Source organism: Parviterribacter kavangonensis, assembly GCF_056863335.1.
In genome coordinates this window covers 329,613-346,103 of sequence record NZ_JBXPJA010000001.1, presented here as the reverse complement: position 1 = coordinate 346,103, position 16,491 = coordinate 329,613, and the positions used below count along the sequence as shown (strand labels likewise).

The following is a 16,491-nucleotide window of genomic DNA, read 5'->3' as shown; positions in this document are numbered from 1 at the left end:
GGTCCGCCCGGGGCGCCGGGCGTTACGCGCGTAACGGCCGGGCCCCGCCCGCGACAGGGAGCGCATGACCGATGTCCTCGTTCCCGCGTCCGTGCCCGCGCCCGGCGCCGCGCCGCCCGCCGACTTCCGGCCCATCGCCGACTACGGGCTGCTGGCCGACTGCACGTCGGCGGCGCTCGTCGACCGCGCCGGCTCGATCGACTGGCTGTGCCTCCCCCACTACGACAGCCCGGCGGTGTTCGCGCGGCTGCTCGACCCGGACGCCGGCCACTGGTCGATCACCCCCTCGGGCGAGGTGACGGTCGAGCGGCGCTACCTGCCCGGCACGCTCGTCATCGAGACGACGTTCACGACGGCGACCGGCACGGCGCGCCTCGTCGACGCGTTCGCGTTCCGCGAGGGCCAGCGCGGCCACGACCTCGGCCGCGACGCGCCGCACGAGCTGCTGCGCCTCGTCGAGGGCGTCAGCGGCACCGTCGGCTTCGCGATGGAGCTGGCGCCGCGGCCCGAGTACGGGCTCGTCCGCCCGCTGTTCCGGATGGAGGGCGACGGCGGCCGCACGTTCGGCGGGCCGAACCGGATCGCCATGCGCGCCGGCGTCCCCGTCACGGTGCAGGACGCGACGATGACGGCCGCGTTCTCGGTCGGCGCGGGCGACCGCGTCGGCTCCTCGCTGCGGTGGGCCGCGCCCGACGACCCGGCCCCGCGCCCGACGGCCCCCGAGTACGTCGCCGGCCGGATCGACGACGTCGCCGAGGGCTGGCGCTCGTGGGAGGCCGAGCACGACGTCTACGACGGACCGGAGCGCGAGCTCGTGCGCCACAGCGCGCGCGTCCTCAAGGGCCTGACCTACCGCCCGACCGGCGCGATCGTCGCCGCCCCGACGGCCGGCCTGCCGGAGACCGTCGGCGGCGAGCGCAACTGGGACTACCGCTACGCCTGGGTCCGCGACGCCTCGCTGACCGTGCAGGCGCTGTACATCGGATCGTGCTCCGACGAGGCCGAGGAGTTCATCTCGTTCATGACCTCGAGCGCCGGCGGCCGCGTCGAGGGCGATCTCCAGATCATGTACGGGATCGACGGCCGGCACGACCTGGCCGAGCGCGAGCTGCCGCATCTGCGCGGCTGGCGCGACTCGAGCCCCGTGCGCGTGGGCAACGGCGCGTGGGGCCAACGGCAGCTCGACGTCTACGGCGAGCTGCTCGACGCGATCCACCTCTACCGCGACGCCCTCGGCGAACTGCATCCGGAGATCCAGCGCTTCATCGCCGACCTCGCCGACGCGGCGGCACGCCGCTGGCGCGAGCGCGACGCCGGGATGTGGGAGATGCGCGGCGAGCCGCAGCATCACCTCAGCTCGAAGGTGATGTGCTGGGTGGCGCTCGACCGCGCGATCGGCCTCGCCGACCGGCTCGGCATGCACGCGAAGGTCGACGAGTGGACGGCCGAGCGCGAGCTCATCCGCGCGGCCGTCCTCGAGCGCGGGTGGAGCGAGGAACGCGGCGCGTTCGCGCAGGCGTTCGGCTCGGACGAGCTCGACGCCGCCGCGCTGCTCATGCCGCTCGTTGGGTTCCTCCCGGCCGACGACCCGCGCATGCGCGCGACGATCGACGCGATCGCCGACGAGCTGACGCAGGACGGGCTCGTCCTGCGCTACCGCAACGACGACGGCCTCAACGCCGACGGCCTCACGGGCGAGGAGGGCACGTTCGTCCTCTGCTCGTTCTGGCTCGTCTCGTGCCTGGCGCTCGCCGGCGAGGTCGACCGCGCCGAGGCGCTGTTCGCGATGCTCACGGGCTACGCCAACGACCTCGGGCTGCTCGCCGAGGAGGTCGACGTCGCGGCCGGCGGCGAGCTGCTCGGCAACTTCCCGCAGGCGTTCAGCCACATCGGCCTCATCGTCGCCGCGTGGCACCTCGACCGGGCGCGGGCGTCATGAGCGCCTACGACGCGATCGTCGTCGGCGCCGGGCCCGCCGGCGAGGTCTGCGCGGGCGCGCTCGCCGAGGGCGGCCTGCGGGTGGCGGTGGTCGAGCGCCAGCTGGTCGGCGGCGAGTGCTCCTACTGGGGCTGCATCCCGTCGAAGACGCTCGTGCGGCCCGGCGAGGTCGTGGCCGCCGCGCGCGACGTGCCCGGCGCGAACGCCGGTCCCGTCGACCCGGCCGCGGCGTTCGCCTGGCGCGACTTCATGGTCTCCGAGTACGACGACGCCGGCGCGACGACCTGGCTGACCGACCGCGCGATCGACGTCGTCCGCGGCGAGGCGAACGTCGTCGGGCCGGGCATCGTCCGCGTCGGCGACCGCGTCCTCACCGCCGAGCACGTCGTGCTCGCGACCGGCTCGGAGCCGGTCGTCCCGCCGGTTCCCGGCCTGCGCGAGCTGCCCGGCGTCTGGTCGAACCGCGAGGTCACCGGGCTGCGCGAGGTGCCGCGCCGGCTGCTCGTCCTCGGCGGCGGCGCCGTCGGCGTCGAGATGGCGCAGGCCGTCGCCCGGCTCGGCGCCTCCGTGGTCGTCGTCGAGGGCGGCCCGCACGTCCTCCCGCGCGAGCCCGCGGCGATCGGCGAGGCGGTGCAGGAGGCGCTCGGCGCCGACGGCATCGAGCTCGTCCTCGGCATGCACGCGACCGCGGCGCGGCTGGAGGACGGCGAGTACGTGCTCGCGTTCGGCGACGGCAGCGAGGTGCGCGGCGACCGGCTACTGGTTGCGACCGGTCGCCGGCCGCGGCTGCCCGCCGGCGTCTCGGAGGTCGTCGTCGACGACCGCATGCGCGTGGCCGACGGGCTCTGGGCGGTCGGGGACGTGACCGGCATCTGGCCGCTGACGTACGTCGGCAAGTACCAGGCCCGGATCGCCGCGGCGAACATCCTCGGCGGCGACGCGCGAGCGTCGTACGACGCGGTGCCGCGCGTGGTGTTCTCCGACCCGCAGGCGGCCGCGGTCGGTGTCGCGGACGGGCCGTACAGCGCGACCGTCGCGCTGCGCGACGTCCCGCGCACCGCGACGTACACGCGCGCCTACGACACGACGCCGGGGTTCCTGACGCTGGTGTCCGACGGCGAGGTGCTGACCGGCGCGTACGCCGTCGGCCCCGACGCGGGCGAGTGGCTGCAGCAGGCGACGCTCGCGATCCGCGCGCGCGTGCCGCTCGCGGTCCTGCGCGACACGATCCAGCCGTTCCCGACGTTCTCCGAGGCCTACGTGGAGGCGTTCAGCGCCCTCGCGGCGCGCGTCCCGGTCGAGGTGTGAGGTGAACGCCTGCGCGCCATTCGCCCGGCGGCCCTGCTGCGCGAGGCCTGCCCGGCGCTCGGCGCGCAGGATCACCCGGGTGAGCTGCGTTGACGCGTCACCCGGGCGCGCGAGAGCCTTGGCCGTGATGGTGACCAAGGCAACGCGCACGACGATCGGCACCGGCGACGCGGCCGTGGTCGCGGGGCTGCGCGCGGGCGACGAGGCGACCTTCCTCGCGCTCGTCAAGCAGCACCATCCGCTGATGCTCCGCGTCGCGCGCGGCTACGTCGCCGACTCGCGCGCCGCCGAGGACGTCGTGCAGGAGACGTGGCTGGCCGTGCTCGAGGGCATCGACCGCTTCGAGGCACGGGCGTCGCTGAAGACGTGGATCTTCCGCATCCTCGTCAAGCGGGCGATCACCCGGGCGATGAAGGACCGCCGCCAGGTGCCGTTCAGCTCGCTCGCGAGCGAGGACGACGACGGGCCGACCGTGGACCCGGATCGCTTCCTGCCGGCCGATCACCGGTGGGCCGGGCACTGGTCGGCCGCGCCGAGCGACTGGAGCGCGCTTCCCCACGACCGGCTGGTGTCGCGTGAGACGATGGCGGTCGTGCGCACGGCGATCGAGCACCTCCCCGAACGTCAGAGGACCGTCATCTCGCTGCGCGACATCGGCGGCTTCAGCGCCGAGGAGGTCTGCGCCGCGCTCGACCTCAGCGAGGGCAACCAGCGTGTCCTGCTGCATCGCGCGCGGGCCAAGGTGCGCGAGGCGATCGAGGAGCGGCTGGGCGCTTGATGGGACCGGACGACATCAAGTGCGACGAGATCGTCGAGCTCGTCACCCAGTACCTCGAGGGCGGCCTCGACGAGGCGACGCGGACGCGCTTCGAGCTGCACATCCTCACGTGCCGTGGCTGCGAGAACTACCTCGACCAGATGCGGCGGACCGCCGACGTGACGGGCCACGTCAAGGTCGAGGAGCCGACGGAGGAGCAGCTCGGCCCGCTCCTCGACGCGTTCCGCGGCTGGAAGCGGCGAGCGCTGGAGGAGCAGGGATGATCGCCTTCAAGATCCTGCGGGCCGGCGGTGTCGGGCCGTTCAGCCTCGTTCGGTGGCCGCTCCCGGAGGGCGACCGCCCCGGCGCCTGGGTCGGGTCCGCGACGGGCGCGCCGGCGACGTGCCGCGCGGGCGTCCACGCGTGCGCGATCGAGCACCTGCCGTTCTGGCTCGGCGAGGAGCTGTGGCGCGTCGAGCTGCGCGGGCCCGTCGCGGAGAGCGGGCCGAAGCTCGTCGCGTCCGAGGGGCGCCTGCTCTCGCGCGTCGAGGCGTGGAACCGCGAGACGGCGGGCGGGTTCGCCGCGGCGGCGGCCGAGCGGATCCGCGAGTACGGCGTCGCCGGCTACGTCGAGGACGCGTCCGTGTTCTGCTCCCCCGAGGCGGCGGAGCGCGATCCTTTCCGCACCGCCGCGGTCAGCACCGTGCTCGCGGTGGAGGCCGCGCGCGCCGCGGGCGGGTCGGACGCCGTCGTGGCCGAGCGGGCGCTTCAGAGCGCGTGGCTCGCCGACGAGCTGCGGCTCACCCCGGGCCCCGCCCGCTGAGCAGGCCGCGTTCGCGCGCCCGGGCCACCGCGTCCTCGCGGCCCGACGCGCCGAGCTTGCGGCACACGTGGCGGACGTGCGTCTTGACGGTGTTCATCGAGACGTAGAGGGCCTCGCCGATCTCGCGCTGGGTGAGCTCGGAGGCGAGCAGCCGCAGCACCTCGCGCTCGCGCTCGCTCAGCTCCTCGCCCTCGCCCGGCTCCTCGCGGCGCCGCTCCGCCGCGGCGAGGCGCTCGAGCACCAGCCCGCCCGGCGCCGGGCAGCCGGCGAGCACCTCGCGCGCCCGGCCGACGAGCGCCGGGTCGGCGAGCACGTCGGCGCCGACGAGCAGCGCGTTCGCCCGGTCGCCCGGGACGCCGCCGCGCTCGGCCAGCGCGACGAGGCGTGCGGCGTGACCTCGGTCGCGGTCGAGCAGGGCGAGGGCGACGTGGGCGTCGAGCGAGACCCAGTGCTCGGCGAAGCGATCGGCGCCCTCCGTGAAGGCCGCTTCGGCGTGCCGGCGAGTCGCCTCTTCGTCGCCCGCCTCCGCCGCGAGCAGCGCCAGCGACGCATGCGAGTGCACGACGCCCAGCAGCAGGCCGCGCGCCGCGCTCGCCTCGAGCCAGTCGCCGAACGCCTCGTGCGCGCCCTCGGTGTCGCCCGACCATCGCAGCGCGTGCGCGCGCACGCCGTGCGGCAGCGCGACCCACGGCGAAGCGACGTCGCCGAGCGCCAGGGCGCGCGTAGCGGCCGCGAGCGCGGTGTCGACGTCGCCCGTCTGGAGCGCGTTGGAGGCGCGCGCCGCCGCGACGTCGAGGCGCACGTGGGTGGGCGTGCGGTCGTCGACGAGCTGCTCGGCGCGTTCGATCCAGGGGCGGACCTCGTGGGCGCGTCCGAGGCTGTGGCCGGTGAACGTCATCGCGACGCAGAGCCGGGGGTCGCGCTCGACGACCTCCCGCGGCAGCGCCTGCAGCCACGCGTCGATCGCGCCGTGCTCGCCGCGGGCCAGCAGCCAGGACGGCCAGTGCTCGACGATCAGCTCGACGGCGGCGTCGACCTGGCCGGCGGCGACGGCGTGGCGGATCGCCCGGTCGACGTCGCCCTCGGAGAGCAGGTGCGCGAACGCCCGCGCGTGCAGCTCGGCCGCGAGCGCGGGGTCGAGCTCGCGGCGCAGGAGGTCGCCGAAGAGGTGGTGGTACCGGTAGACCTCGCGGCGGTCGTCGAGCGGGACGAGGAAGAGGTTCGAGCGTTCCATCGCCCGCAGCCGCGCCGCGCCGTCCGTCGTTCCCGCCACCGCGTCGCAGACCGGGCCGGTCAGGCGGTCGAGGACCGACGTGCGCACGAGGAACGTGCGCACGTCGTCGTCGAGGCCGGCGATGACCTCGTCGGCGAGGTAGTCGACGACGAGGCGGTCGCTGCCGGAGAACGCCTCGATGAACGCGTCGCGGTCGGCGCGGTCGCGCAGCGACAGCGCGGCGAGGTACAGGCCGGCCGCCCACCCCTCCGTCCGGCGGTGGAGCATGTCGAGCTGGCGGTCGGTGAGGCCGAGGTTCACGACGCGGTTGAGCAGCGAGGCGGCCTCGCCGGGGCTGAAGCGCAGGTGCGCCTCGCCGACCTCGAGCAGCTCGCCGCGGGCCCTGAGCCGGCCGAGCGCCAGCGGCGGTCGCGTCCGGGAGGCGATCGCGACCTCGGTTCCCGGCGGGAGGCGCTCGACCAGGTACTGCACGCCGTCGCGGATGGCCGTCGACGAGACGACGTGGAAGTCGTCGAGCACCAGCACGGCGGCCAGGCCGCTCTCGGCGAGGTCGTTGATCAGCCGCGGCACGACCTCGGCGGCCGTGTCGACGCCGGGCACGGCGAGCAGCTCGAGCGCCGGCGCCCCGAGCCGCGGATCGAGCGTCCGCAGCGCCGCTACGACGTAGCGCCAGAACCGCGTCGGCTCGTCGTCGGCGGGGTCGAGCTGCAGCCAGGCGAACGGCCGGCGCTCCGCCGGGCTCGTCGCCCACGCCGTCAGCAGCGTCGTCTTCCCCCACCCCGCCTGCGCCTCGATGATCGACAGCCGCCGCGGCGGCGCCGACGCGAGCCGCTCCACCAGCGCCGGGCGCGGCACGAGATCGCGCGGCGGAGGCGCCTGGACCTTCGTGACGAGAACGGTCCCGGAGTCGGTGGGACTCGACACCCGCCGACACTACCTGAGGCAGTTGAGAGAGGATCGACGTCCATGAGCTCCGCGGCTGCTCCGGACCCCGACCGCATCCACCCCGTCGCGGGCCAGGACCGGGTCGTCTTCCTCAGGCCGCTCGTCCGCGACCCGCGCATCGAGGTCGGCGAGTGGACGTACTACGACGACCCCGACGACCCGCTCGCGTTCGAGCAGCGCGCCGTCCTCTACGGCTTCGGGCCCGAGCGGCTGGTCATCGGGCGCTTCTGCGCGATCGCTTCCGGCGTCCGGTTCCTGATGCCCGGCGCGAACCACGCCGACCTCGGACCGTCGACGTTCCCGTTCGGCATCTTCGGCGAGCCGTGGGCCGAGCGGACCATGGACCTCGTCATGAGCGCCCCGAGCCGCGGCGACACGGTGGTCGGCAACGACGTCTGGTTCGGCTACCAGGCGCTCGTCATGCCCGGCGTGACGATCGGCCACGGCGCCGTCGTCGCGGCGGCGAGCGTCGTCGCCTCCGACGTGCCGCCCTACGCGATCGTCGCGGGCAACCCGGCGCGCGTCGTCCGCCGGCGGTTCTCGGACGACGACGTCGAGCGCCTCCTGCGCGCCGCCTGGTGGGACTGGCCGCTCGAGCTCGTCACCGAGCACGCCCGCACGATCATGGCCGGCACCCCGGCCGAGCTCGAGGCGATCGCCGACGCGCACAGGCTGCTCCGCGACAGCTGAGGTCATCCGATCATCCACAGCACGAACGGATGCGGGCGGCCGCGCGAGGACTCACGCTCGCCGTCGCCGGGCGCGGAGCCGACCGCCCCGAGTCCGAAGGTGCAGGCCAGCACCGCCGCCGCGCCGGCGATTCGCCGGGCAAGGGCGGCGCTCATGAGACCGCGGCCGGACGTGCGCATCGCTCTCGCCTCCCCTCGCTACTCGACCGACGCCGTCTTCGGGTCCGAGCCGTCGACCCAGTAGACGTGCGTCGTCGTCGCGTCGCTGTCGGCGATGGCGAGCGAGCGCGGGTCGATGGCCTCGCCGCTGCCCAGGACGACGTCCGCGGCGGCGGTGCGGGCGTGGACGGAGCGGGTCTTGAAGCGCTCGCTCACCCAGACGACCGTGCCGGTCCGCCGGACCTGGAGGCCCATGGCGTTCGCCGCGCGAGCCCGCCGGCGCACCTTCCCCGATCGCGCGTCGATCGAGAGCACCGCGACGCCGCCGCGAACCCGCCGTGCGAACCCGACGTAGTTGCCGTCGACGTCGATGAGGAGGCTGGACAGCTTCGTCCCGAGCGCCGTCCGGTGCCCGGTCGAGCGCGACCTCGCGACGTACTCGCCGTCGGCGCGCTTCGTCACCTCGACCGAGGCGTTGGCGATCACGACGCGATCGCCGGCGGAGGCTCGGCCCGGAGCGGCACCGGGCAGCACGGCGGCGCCGGTGATGGCGAGGGCGAGCAGGACAGGCTTCGTGCTCATCTTGGTTCCTTCCCGTTGGGTTGCTTCAGGCAGTGCGCTGCAGCACCAGCTGCGCGCGGACGTGGACAGGGGTGCCGAGCGGCGACGGCGCGTCGCCGAACTGCCGCGGGTCGATGACGGTCGTGAGCACGAGGGTCAGCGTGCGCGCCGCGTCCGTCTCGGCGACGGACCCTGCGGCGGTGATCGGGAGCGTGCGCCCTCGGACGGTGAGCAGGCCGTCGACCTCGAGGCGGTCGGCCGTTCGGCAGACCTCGGTTGAAGCGAAGCTTCCATGGGCGTGGGAGCAGGCGAGCATCCCGCCCGTTCCGGAGTCGGGCACGGCCAGCACCGCGTCGTACCCGGCGAGCAACGCTGCGCCCACGGCGACCGCGGAGTCCGCGTGGCGGACACGCCACGTGCCTTCCGGAAGTCGACCCTGCGTTGCCATGGCTGCCACTGTCACGGCGGCGCGCGTCCCGGACATCGAGGCGGGACCCCAAGACGCACCCTGATCTTCACCAGGCGACTCGGAGTCATTACGGTCTGCCGGTGTCCGTCTTCTCCTCTCGCCCGGTGCTCGTCGAGCGCGAGCGCGAGCTGGCCGAGCTCGACGCGGCCCTCGGGGCGGCGTCGGAGGGGCAGGGCGGCGTCGTGGTGCTCGAGGCGCCGGCCGGCCAGGGCAAGACCGCCCTGCTGCGTGCGCTGCGAACGCTGGCCGACGAGCGGGGCTTCCACGGTGTCATGGCCGTCGGATCGGAGTTCGAGCGCGACTTCTCGTTCGGCATCGCTCGCCAGCTGTTCGAGACCGCTGCGCACGGCCCCGACCGGAACGCGCTGTTCGCCGGGGCGGCCGAGGGCGCGCGGGGCGTGTTCTCTCCGTCGGCGGACCCGACGCCGGGCACCGATCTGTCCTTCGCACGCCTCCACGGCTTGTACTGGTTCACCGCCAACCTCGCCGCGAGAGCTCCGCTGCTCGTCGTCATCGACGACGCCCACTGGGCCGACGCGCCGAGCCTGCGCTTCGCCGACGTCTTGGCCCGCCGCATCGAGGATCTTCCCGTGGTGCTCGCGATGGCGGTGCGCAGCGGCGAGCAGGCCACCGATCCGGATGCGCTCGATCAGCTCGCCGCGTCCCCCACCGCGCGGATCATCCGGCCCGAGTCGCTCAGCGACGCTTCGGTCGGCGCGATCTTGAGCGATGCTCTCGGCGCCGACGTCGATGACGCCGTCGTCGCGGCCGCCGTCGAGACGACCGCGGGGAACCCGTTGTTCGTCCGTGAGCTCGTCCGCTCGCTCGCCGAATCGGGAAGCCTCGCGGTCGAAGATCCGGACGCGGTCCGGCGGGCGGTGCCGAGCACGATCGCGCGCTCGGTCGTCGGGCGTCTGCGCCGCTTGTCCCCGGACGCCCTGGCAGTGGCTCGGAGCCTTGCCGTGCTCGGCGAGCGCGCGACGCTCGCCCGCGTGGTCAGCCTCGCCGAGGTGCCCGAGAACGATGCGGTCGCGGCGCACGCGACGCTCGTCCGCGCCGATCTGATCGATGCGGACGCGATGCGGTTCCGGCACCCCATGGTCCGTGCGGCCGTGCATGCCGACCTGATCGGCGGCGAGCGGTCGCGCTGGCACCGACGCGCCGCGACGCTCCTGGCGGAGGACGGCGCGGACGCCGGCGAGGTGGCGGCGCACCTGCTCCTCACCGAGGCGAGCGGCGACGGCCGGGCGGCCCGGGCGCTGCAGGCGGCCGGCTGGCGCGCGCTCACCGACGGCGCCCCCGACGTCGCTCTCCGTCTGCTGCGACGGGCATTGGCCGAACCGCCGGACGACGCCGACCGTGCGGAGGTCCTGCTCGGGCTCGGTCAGGCGCGAGCCCGCACCGGCGAGTCGGGTGCGCTGGAGGACCTCGAACGAGCAGCGGAGGCCAGCGAGGGCGAGGTCGCACTCCGCGCCGATCAGGCCCGCGCGCGCCTGCTCGTCTTCCACGACCGTCCCGCGGAGGGGTTCGACGCCTTGCGGCGGGCGCTCGACGCCGCGACCGCCGCCGGCTCACACGCCATCGCGGAGTTGCAGGACGACCTCATCGACGTCCTCGCGCACCACCCCGCCATGCGCGACGAGTACATGCGGCTGCTCGAGGATGCCGCCGAAGCGGACCGCCCGACGGCCCTCGCGCACCTGGCGTTCGCGAACGCCGTCGGCGGCGCGCCGGCAGGGGACGTCGTGGCCCTCGCGCTGCGCGCCCTGCGCGCCGGCGGCTCGGAGCGCGGCGCGTTCGTCCACTGGTACGCCATCGAGTCGCTCATGGCCGTCGAGGCGGCCGCCGAGGCAGCCGATGCCCTTCGCGCGGCCCAGGTCCTTGCTCACCGGCACGGATCGCGTCTGGCGCCGGGCCCGCTGACGTACATGACGAGCGCGTGGTCGGCGTGGGAGCGCGCGTTCGGCGACCTGCGCGCGGCGGAGGACGAGGCTCGCCGGAACCTCGACCTCGTCGACGCCGTCGGCGCCGAGAGCGCCGCCGTCGGTCTCGGCTCGACGCTCGGAGCGGTGCTGCTCGACCGCGGGCGGATCGAGGAGGCCGACGCGCTCCTCTCAGGCCTCCCGAAGGAACGTCCCGGGGCCATCCGGGAGGCGCACGGCATGCGTGCCCGTCTGCGGCTCGAGCAAGGCCGCGTGCCGGAGGCGCTGGAGGAGCTCGAGACGGAGCTCGCCCACGAGCAACGGCGCGGGTGGGTGACCTCGAACCGCGAGCCCAGCCGCCAGACGCTGGTCAGGGCGCTGGTCGCAGCCGGGCGGGCGGACGAGGCTCGCGAGGCCGCCGACGAGCAGGTCCGGATCAACGAGGCGCGCGGCGTCCACGGCGCGATCGCGCGCGCTCGCCTGGCGCGGGCGCTGGTCGTCTCGCCCGACGCGGCGCGCGACGAGATCCATGCAGCCGTCGAAGCTGCCGAGCGCTCGCCGTCGGCGAAGATCCGCGCCGAGGCGCTCGCCGAGCTCGGGATGAGCTTGCGTCGCGCGGGACGGCGGGCGGAAGCGCGGGAACGCCTGCGCGAGGCACGCGAGCTCGCGTACAAGTGCGGCGCGGACGGACTCGAGGCACGTGTTCACGAGGAGCTCGTGATCGCCGGCGGCCGCCCGCAGCGCGTCGCCCTCTCCGGCCTCGCGTCGCTGACCGCCGCGGAACGGCGTGTCGCCGGCCTGGCGGCGGAAGGGCTGCGCAACCGCGAGATCGCCGAACGGCTCTTCGTCACGCTCAAGACCGTCGAGGTGCACCTGCGTCACAGCTACGACAAGCTCGGCATCCAGGGCCGCTCGCAACTGGCTGATGCGCTCGCGAACGAGGCGGCCGCACCGAACCCGTAGGGCAAGGCTTCGGGTTCCGCATCGATGCGCCGCGCTCGGGCGGGCGAGACCGTTGCGCCATGAACGCCACCCGAGCCGAGGCCTACACGGCCCTCATGCAGACGCTGCGTCAGCGCGCCGCCGGCGTGCTGCACGACCGCGAGGTCGCGCGGATCAGGACCGCCGCCGACGATCTCCTCTTCGCGAACGACCGCCACGCCCCGGCGGTCCTCGAGGCCTTCGCCGACATGAGCGCCCTGCTCACGGACGTGATGGAGCGCGGCGGTTGGTCGGAGGATCGGATCGACCGCGTTGCGCTCACGCTCGAGCTGACGGCTCCACCGGTCTGTGACGTAGCTCCCTCAATACCCCCTAGGGGTATGTGTACTGTCACGGCATGATCAAGCACCAGCGCACGTACACGGTCACCGGCATGACCTGCGGCCACTGCGTCATGTCCGTCAACGAAGAGGTGGCCGCCGTCGCCGGCGTGACCGAGGTCGACGTCGACCTCGCGTCCGGCCGCCTGACCGTCACCGGCCCTGTTGTCGACGACGCCGCCATCGCGGCCGCCGTCGAGGAAGCCGGCTACCGCGTCGCGTAGACGCGCGCCGGACCCGCTCCACGTCCAAGAGGAAGGACCCCTGTCATGCAAGCCGCGCATCCGCGGCGCTGGGTGGCGCTCGCCGTCATCGCGCTCGCGCAGTTCATGGTCATCATGGACACGTCGATCATCGGCGTCGCCCTCCCCGAGATCCGGACGGACCTCGGCTTCAGCCCCGAGGACCTCTCGTGGGTCTTCAACGCCTACGTCATCGCCTTCGGCGGGCTGCTGCTGCTCGGCGGCCGGCTGTCGGATCTTCTCGGCGCCAAGCGCGTCTTCGCCGCCGGCTGGGCGGTGCTCCTCGGCGGCTCGATCGGAGCCGGCCTCGCCGACTCGACGACGATCGAGATCGCCTCGCGTGCCGTTCAGGGCGCCGGTGCAGCGCTCATCGCACCCAGCGCGCTGACGCTCTTGATGATGCTCTTCGGGAGCAACCCCAAGGAGCTCATGAAGGCGTTCGCCATCTACGGCGCCGCGGCCCCGGCCGGCGGCACCGCGGGCGTGTTCCTCGGCGGCGTCATCACCGAGTGGATCTCGTGGCCGTGGGTCTTCTACATCAACGTCCCGATCGCGCTGCTCGTGCTCGCGCTCATCCCGTCGCTCATGCCCGACGCGCCCGCGCGCCGCGGCTCGATCGACGTCACCGGCGCGATCACCGCCACCGCCGGCCTCGCGCTGACGGTGTTCGGCATCGTCCGCGCGCCCGAGGAGGGCTGGAGCTCGAGCGCCACCCTGCTCGCCATCGGCGGCGGCCTCGCGCTGCTCGCCGCGTTCGTCGCCATCCAGGCCGGCAAGCGCGAGCCGCTGATGCGCCTGTCGATCCTGCGGACCCCGAACCTGGCGGCGGCGAACATCGCGCAGCTGCTGCTCGGCGCCGCGTGGATCCCGATGTGGTTCTTCCTGAACCTCTACCTGCAGCAGGTGCTCGGCTACGGCGCGTTCGAGGGCGGCGCCGCGCTGCTGCCGATGACCGGCGCGATCATGTTCCTCATGGTCGTCGTCGCGCCGCGCGTCATCGCGCGGTTCGGCCCGAAGGTGCCGACCGTTGCCGGCCTGCTGACGCTGTCGGCCGGCATGGTGGTGATGTCGCTGGTGCGGCCCGACGGCTCGTTCCTCGTCGACGTCCTGCCCGCGTCGCTGATCGCCGCCACCGGCATGGCGCTCGCGTTCATCCCGTCGCTCGGCACGGCGATCCAGTCGGCCAAGCCCGAGGAGGGCGGCCTGGCCTCGGGCATCGTCAACACGAGCTACCAGGTGGGCTCGGCGCTCGGCCTGGCGGTGATGACCGCCGTGGCCACCTCGGAGGGAGCGGATCAGCTCGGCGACGTCGCCGCCCTGACCGACGGCTACTCCGCGGCGTTCCTCGGCGCGGCCGCCGTCGCGGCCGTCGGCGGGATCCTGGCCGCCGCGCTCCTGCGGACGTCGAAGCCGACGCAGGAGGCGAGTTCGACCGAGCTCGCGCCGGCGTAGTCCCTCCCGACATCCGCTTGAACCTCGCGCGCGACGCCCCGGCGTCGCGCGCGTCGTTCTGCCGGGCGCCTCGAGTGTGCGCGGCCTCTCATGTCATCGACGACGGCAGCGCCGAGGTGACCAGGGGCGGAGGCTACGCCCGCGGAGCGCCACCCGCTCGCCGGCCCGCCCGGCCCGCCGATTCGGAAGCTCTCAGGCGGCCATCGCGCGGCACGACTCCGCACATCGCCGGCACGCCGCGGCGCACTCGCGCATCGCGTCGTCGTCGGGGCCGATGCGCTCGCAGGACTCCGCGCAGCGCTCGCAGGCGTCGGCGCAGAGGCCGCAGTAGGCACGGTGGAGATCCGAGCCGCGCAGCATGAAGTCCCGGCTCGCGTCACACGCCTCCGCGCAGTCGAGCATCACGCGTATGTGCGCGGGGGAGGCGTGCTCTCCTCCCCTCACGAGGCAGTGCTGCACCGTCGCCAGGCAGGTGTCGTGGCACTCGCTGCAGTTCGTGATGCAGTCGTGCATCGCCTCGTCGATGTGCTCGACCGCAGAGAGGTGATGGCTCATGCTCCACCCCTACCCGCGCTGCGTCTACGCGACGTCGTATCCGGCTTCGTCGATCGCCGCTCGAACCGTCGCGTCGTGGAGCTGGTCGCCGATGACGGTCACTCGCTTCAGGTCGAGATCGACGTCGACCGTCTCGACACCGGCAACGCTCTCGACCTCGGAGGTGATCGCGCTGCGGCAGTGCGCGCAGCTCATGCCCGGCACGGAGTACGTCAGCTTGTCGGCGGTCTCGCTCATGGTCGTCGTCCTCTTGCCTCGGGCGCTTCCCAAGATACCCCGCCTCCGTATCGGTACTCGGCGGTTCACCGAAGCGGATCCGCGCGACTACGCTTCGTTCCGTGCTTCCCGTCCTCGTGCTCGCCGTCTTCGTCGGCCTGGTCGTGCTGTTCGCGCGGTGGTCATCGCGTACGGGGCGCGGCCCGAGCACATGCTGCTCGCGGCACACGTGGCCGCCGGACGACCTCACGGGTCGTGACCTCTAGCGAGAGCTCAGCCGCGGAACGGCGCGAGCCGGATCGTCAGGTCGGTCAGGGCGAAGCGGTGCAGGTACCACGCCCGACCGCGCGGAACCCGCTTGGCCTCGGTTCGCCACAGGCCGGCGAACTCGCCCTTGAAGCCGAGCCGCGGGAACTCGCGGACGACGTTCCTGCGTAGCTCGTCGGGCAGCTGGTCACTGCGGGTCGACCCCGGCGCCGGCGGAGAGCAGGAAGGCCTCGGCGCCGCGGTCGGGATCCACACCGGGCGTGTGATGCATCGCGATCGCGTTGGCGATGAGCTCCCGGCGATCCGGCGGCACGCCATGGCCGGTGGCGAACTCGCGTGCGATCTGCGCGCTGCGGACGGTGAAGTCGACGTGCGGGACCGGGGTCGGCAGCCCGGTGTCGTGGAGCATCGCCGCGACGTACAGCAGCTCGCGATCGAACTCGATCCGCTGCAGCGCGGCGATGGCCGCTCCCCACGCGTACGCGCGGTGCGAGTGGTTCAGCACGGCAGGCGTCAGACGGTCCGTGGCCGCCGCAACGGCGTCTCGTGCGATCGACGAGTCGGGAGGCACGAGTCGGGCCGGATCGACGAAGCTCCGCCGCCCCGAGTGCCGGCGCAGCACCATCGCGAGGAAACCCGCGGTGATCCGGAACTCGTCGCGCAGCAACGCCGGGGCGAGCGACAGGCCTTCGCGCAGGGTGAGGACCCCGCCGGTGCGCTCGGTCCATCCGATCGAGCCGACGGGATCGGTGGAGTGGGCGATCACGCTGCGGCGGAGCTCGCAGACGCCCGAGCCGCCTCCGAGCGGCTCCCCGGAACGTTCTCGGCGATCCGCTCCGCGATGTGCTGCGCGTCGTCCTTGACCCATCCGAGGAGCGCCGAGCCTCGCGTGTGCTGCCACGGCAGGCCGAGGAAGAACAGCCCGGGCACCTCGGTGACGCCTCGCTCGTGGCGGACGCGCCCCGCCTCGTCGAAGACGGGCAGCTGCACGAAGGAGTGGTCGAGCCGGTAACCGGTCGCCAACACCACGCCGTCGACCTCGAGCTGCGAGCCGTCGGCGAACGTCACGCGGCGGCCCTCGGCCGCCGTGGCGCGCGGCCGCAGCCGGATGCCCTGCTTGCGCGCGCCGCGCGGGTTGGAGCCGATGAGCGTCTCGCGGTCCTTGAGCCGTTGCCCGAGGCGCGAGTTGACGTTCCTGCGCATGACGCCGGTGGCCTCCAGATAGCGGAACAGGTCCCGCCCGAGGATGCGCTGCGGCAACGGCGTCTGGCGAGCGCCGATGGCGAGATGCACCTCGCGTGAGCGCACGAGCTCCTCGGCGATCTGGTAGCCGGTGTTGCCGCCGCCCACCGCCACGACCCTGCCCGCCGGCAGGTCCTCCGGGGATCGATACCGGCTGCTGTGCAGCTGCACGACGTCGGGGCTCAGATCGGCAGCCATCGGTGGCGTGAACGGCACTTGGAACGGGCCCGTGGCGACGACGACCTGGTCGGCCTCGTACGTGCGGTCCGCGAGCTCGATGGCGAACCCGCCGCCGTCACGCCCGCGGATGCCGCGGGGGTGAAGAGCCTCAGCGAGTCCCAGCGCTGGCGCCATGCGGCCGCCGGCTCCCCGGCCGCCTCCAGGATGACG

General features: G+C 74.0%; 19 protein-coding genes. 11 read left to right on the top strand and 8 right to left on the bottom strand.

Translation table 11 applies throughout. The features are described from left to right. The first annotated feature begins 64 nt into the window (after positions 1-64). The 5 genes from AC1UE4_RS01695 to AC1UE4_RS01675 all read left to right on the top strand — a co-directional run bounded on the left by AC1UE4_RS01695 (position 65) and on the right by AC1UE4_RS01675 (position 4,826). Entirely contained in the window at positions 65-1,939 is a 1,875-nt protein-coding gene (locus tag AC1UE4_RS01695) for a glycoside hydrolase family 15 protein (protein WP_482915488.1), read from the top strand. Beyond that, a complete protein-coding gene (locus tag AC1UE4_RS01690; protein ID WP_482918186.1) occupies positions 1,936-3,246 on the top strand; it encodes a dihydrolipoyl dehydrogenase family protein in 1,311 nt (436 codons plus the stop codon). Before AC1UE4_RS01695 ends, AC1UE4_RS01690 begins: the two co-directional genes overlap by 4 nt. Positions 3,247-3,373: 127 nt before the next feature. Next, on the top strand, positions 3,374-4,024 hold the full coding sequence (locus tag AC1UE4_RS01685) for an RNA polymerase sigma factor (RefSeq protein ID WP_482915487.1): 651 nt from the start codon (positions 3,374-3,376) through the stop codon (positions 4,022-4,024). Next, on the top strand, positions 4,024-4,287 hold the full coding sequence (locus tag AC1UE4_RS01680; protein ID WP_482918185.1) for a zf-HC2 domain-containing protein: 264 nt from the start codon (positions 4,024-4,026) through the stop codon (positions 4,285-4,287). Before AC1UE4_RS01685 ends, AC1UE4_RS01680 begins: the two co-directional genes overlap by 1 nt. Then, positions 4,284-4,826, top strand: coding sequence for a hypothetical protein (locus AC1UE4_RS01675; protein WP_482915486.1), 543 nt, complete (start codon positions 4,284-4,286; stop codon positions 4,824-4,826). The genes AC1UE4_RS01680 and AC1UE4_RS01675 overlap by 4 nt, the downstream gene beginning before the upstream one ends. Here AC1UE4_RS01675 and AC1UE4_RS01670 read toward each other — a convergent pair. After that, positions 4,804-6,984: a winged helix-turn-helix domain-containing protein gene (locus tag AC1UE4_RS01670; protein ID WP_482915485.1), complete on the bottom strand. Its 2,181-nt coding sequence runs from the start codon at positions 6,982-6,984 to the stop codon at positions 4,804-4,806. The genes AC1UE4_RS01675 and AC1UE4_RS01670 overlap by 23 nt on opposite strands. 42 nt (positions 6,985-7,026) lie before the next feature. Here AC1UE4_RS01670 and AC1UE4_RS01665 point away from each other — a divergent pair, with 42 nt between their 5' ends. Then, positions 7,027-7,695: a CatB-related O-acetyltransferase gene (locus tag AC1UE4_RS01665; protein WP_482915484.1), complete on the top strand. Its 669-nt coding sequence runs from the start codon at positions 7,027-7,029 to the stop codon at positions 7,693-7,695. 2 nt (positions 7,696-7,697) lie between these two features. Here AC1UE4_RS01665 and AC1UE4_RS01660 read toward each other — a convergent pair whose 3' ends face one another. Genes AC1UE4_RS01660 through AC1UE4_RS01650 form a run of 3 tightly spaced genes read right to left on the bottom strand, consistent with a single transcriptional unit; the run spans position 7,698 to position 8,796 of the window. After that, positions 7,698-7,874 carry a hypothetical protein gene (locus tag AC1UE4_RS01660; RefSeq protein WP_482915483.1) on the bottom strand — a complete coding sequence of 59 codons (177 nt, stop codon included), beginning with the start codon at positions 7,872-7,874 and terminating at the stop codon, positions 7,698-7,700. An 18-nt stretch (positions 7,875-7,892) separates the two neighbouring features. After that, positions 7,893-8,435 carry a hypothetical protein gene (locus AC1UE4_RS01655; protein WP_482915482.1) on the bottom strand — a complete coding sequence of 181 codons (543 nt, stop codon included), beginning with the start codon at positions 8,433-8,435 and terminating at the stop codon, positions 7,893-7,895. Positions 8,436-8,460: 25 nt separating this feature from the next. Continuing rightward, on the bottom strand, positions 8,461-8,796 hold the full coding sequence (locus AC1UE4_RS01650) for a hypothetical protein (protein WP_482915481.1): 336 nt from the start codon (positions 8,794-8,796) through the stop codon (positions 8,461-8,463). 167 nt (positions 8,797-8,963) lie between these two features. Here AC1UE4_RS01650 and AC1UE4_RS01645 point away from each other — a divergent pair, with 167 nt between their 5' ends. The 4 genes from AC1UE4_RS01645 to AC1UE4_RS01630 all read left to right on the top strand — a co-directional run bounded on the left by AC1UE4_RS01645 (position 8,964) and on the right by AC1UE4_RS01630 (position 13,821). Then, on the top strand, positions 8,964-11,768 hold the full coding sequence (locus tag AC1UE4_RS01645) for an ATP-binding protein (protein WP_482915480.1): 2,805 nt from the start codon (positions 8,964-8,966) through the stop codon (positions 11,766-11,768). A 95-nt stretch (positions 11,769-11,863) separates the two neighbouring features. Further along, positions 11,864-12,148 (top strand): hypothetical protein, encoded by a 285-nt coding sequence (locus tag AC1UE4_RS01640; protein ID WP_482915479.1) that lies wholly within the window; start codon positions 11,864-11,866, stop codon positions 12,146-12,148. Beyond that, positions 12,145-12,351, top strand: coding sequence for a heavy-metal-associated domain-containing protein (locus tag AC1UE4_RS01635; RefSeq protein ID WP_482915478.1), 207 nt, complete (start codon positions 12,145-12,147; stop codon positions 12,349-12,351). Before AC1UE4_RS01640 ends, AC1UE4_RS01635 begins: the two co-directional genes overlap by 4 nt. A 45-nt stretch (positions 12,352-12,396) precedes the next feature. Further along, positions 12,397-13,821 carry an MFS transporter gene (locus AC1UE4_RS01630; protein WP_482915477.1) on the top strand — a complete coding sequence of 475 codons (1,425 nt, stop codon included), beginning with the start codon at positions 12,397-12,399 and terminating at the stop codon, positions 13,819-13,821. A 192-nt stretch (positions 13,822-14,013) separates the two neighbouring features. Here AC1UE4_RS01630 and AC1UE4_RS01625 read toward each other — a convergent pair whose 3' ends face one another. Continuing rightward, a complete protein-coding gene (locus AC1UE4_RS01625) occupies positions 14,014-14,376 on the bottom strand; it encodes a four-helix bundle copper-binding protein (protein WP_482915476.1) in 363 nt (120 codons plus the stop codon). A 24-nt stretch (positions 14,377-14,400) separates the two neighbouring features. Further along, positions 14,401-14,613 carry a heavy-metal-associated domain-containing protein gene (locus AC1UE4_RS01620; RefSeq protein WP_482915475.1) on the bottom strand — a complete coding sequence of 71 codons (213 nt, stop codon included), beginning with the start codon at positions 14,611-14,613 and terminating at the stop codon, positions 14,401-14,403. Between the two features lie 101 nt (positions 14,614-14,714). Here AC1UE4_RS01620 and AC1UE4_RS01615 point away from each other — a divergent pair, with 101 nt between their 5' ends. Next, entirely contained in the window at positions 14,715-14,858 is a 144-nt protein-coding gene (locus AC1UE4_RS01615) for a hypothetical protein (protein ID WP_482915474.1), read from the top strand. A gap of 188 nt (positions 14,859-15,046) precedes the next feature. Here AC1UE4_RS01615 and AC1UE4_RS01610 read toward each other — a convergent pair whose 3' ends face one another. Further along, complete coding sequence (locus AC1UE4_RS01610) at positions 15,047-15,625, bottom strand: HD domain-containing protein (protein WP_482915473.1); 579 nt, start codon at positions 15,623-15,625, stop codon at positions 15,047-15,049. Beyond that, on the bottom strand, positions 15,622-16,455 hold the full coding sequence (locus AC1UE4_RS01605) for an NAD(P)-binding domain-containing protein (protein WP_482915472.1): 834 nt from the start codon (positions 16,453-16,455) through the stop codon (positions 15,622-15,624). The genes AC1UE4_RS01610 and AC1UE4_RS01605 overlap by 4 nt, the downstream gene beginning before the upstream one ends. Positions 16,456-16,491: the final 36 nt, after the last annotated feature.

Excerpts from the sequence above, each read along its gene's own strand:
- AC1UE4_RS01640 (WP_482915479.1), top strand. The coding sequence starts at position 11,864 with ATGCAGACGCTGCGTCAGCGCGCCGCCGGCGTGCTGCACGACCGCGAG.
- AC1UE4_RS01635 (WP_482915478.1), top strand. The coding sequence starts at position 12,145 with ATGATCAAGCACCAGCGCACGTACACGGTCACCGGCATGACCTGCGGC.
- AC1UE4_RS01630 (WP_482915477.1), top strand. The coding sequence starts at position 12,397 with ATGCAAGCCGCGCATCCGCGGCGCTGGGTGGCGCTCGCCGTCATCGCG.
- AC1UE4_RS01690 (WP_482918186.1), top strand. The coding sequence starts at position 1,936 with ATGAGCGCCTACGACGCGATCGTCGTCGGCGCCGGGCCCGCCGGCGAG.
- AC1UE4_RS01680 (WP_482918185.1), top strand. The coding sequence starts at position 4,024 with ATGGGACCGGACGACATCAAGTGCGACGAGATCGTCGAGCTCGTCACC.
- AC1UE4_RS01675 (WP_482915486.1), top strand. The coding sequence starts at position 4,284 with ATGATCGCCTTCAAGATCCTGCGGGCCGGCGGTGTCGGGCCGTTCAGC.
- AC1UE4_RS01605 (WP_482915472.1), bottom strand. The coding sequence starts at position 16,455 with ATGGCGCCAGCGCTGGGACTCGCTGAGGCTCTTCACCCCCGCGGCATC.
- AC1UE4_RS01655 (WP_482915482.1), bottom strand. The coding sequence starts at position 8,435 with ATGAGCACGAAGCCTGTCCTGCTCGCCCTCGCCATCACCGGCGCCGCC.
- AC1UE4_RS01625 (WP_482915476.1), bottom strand. The coding sequence starts at position 14,376 with ATGAGCCATCACCTCTCTGCGGTCGAGCACATCGACGAGGCGATGCAC.
- AC1UE4_RS01620 (WP_482915475.1), bottom strand. The coding sequence starts at position 14,613 with ATGAGCGAGACCGCCGACAAGCTGACGTACTCCGTGCCGGGCATGAGC.
- AC1UE4_RS01665 (WP_482915484.1), top strand. The coding sequence starts at position 7,027 with ATGAGCTCCGCGGCTGCTCCGGACCCCGACCGCATCCACCCCGTCGCG.
- AC1UE4_RS01685 (WP_482915487.1), top strand. The coding sequence starts at position 3,374 with ATGGTGACCAAGGCAACGCGCACGACGATCGGCACCGGCGACGCGGCC.
- AC1UE4_RS01695 (WP_482915488.1), top strand. The coding sequence starts at position 65 with ATGACCGATGTCCTCGTTCCCGCGTCCGTGCCCGCGCCCGGCGCCGCG.
- AC1UE4_RS01660 (WP_482915483.1), bottom strand. The coding sequence starts at position 7,874 with ATGCGCACGTCCGGCCGCGGTCTCATGAGCGCCGCCCTTGCCCGGCGA.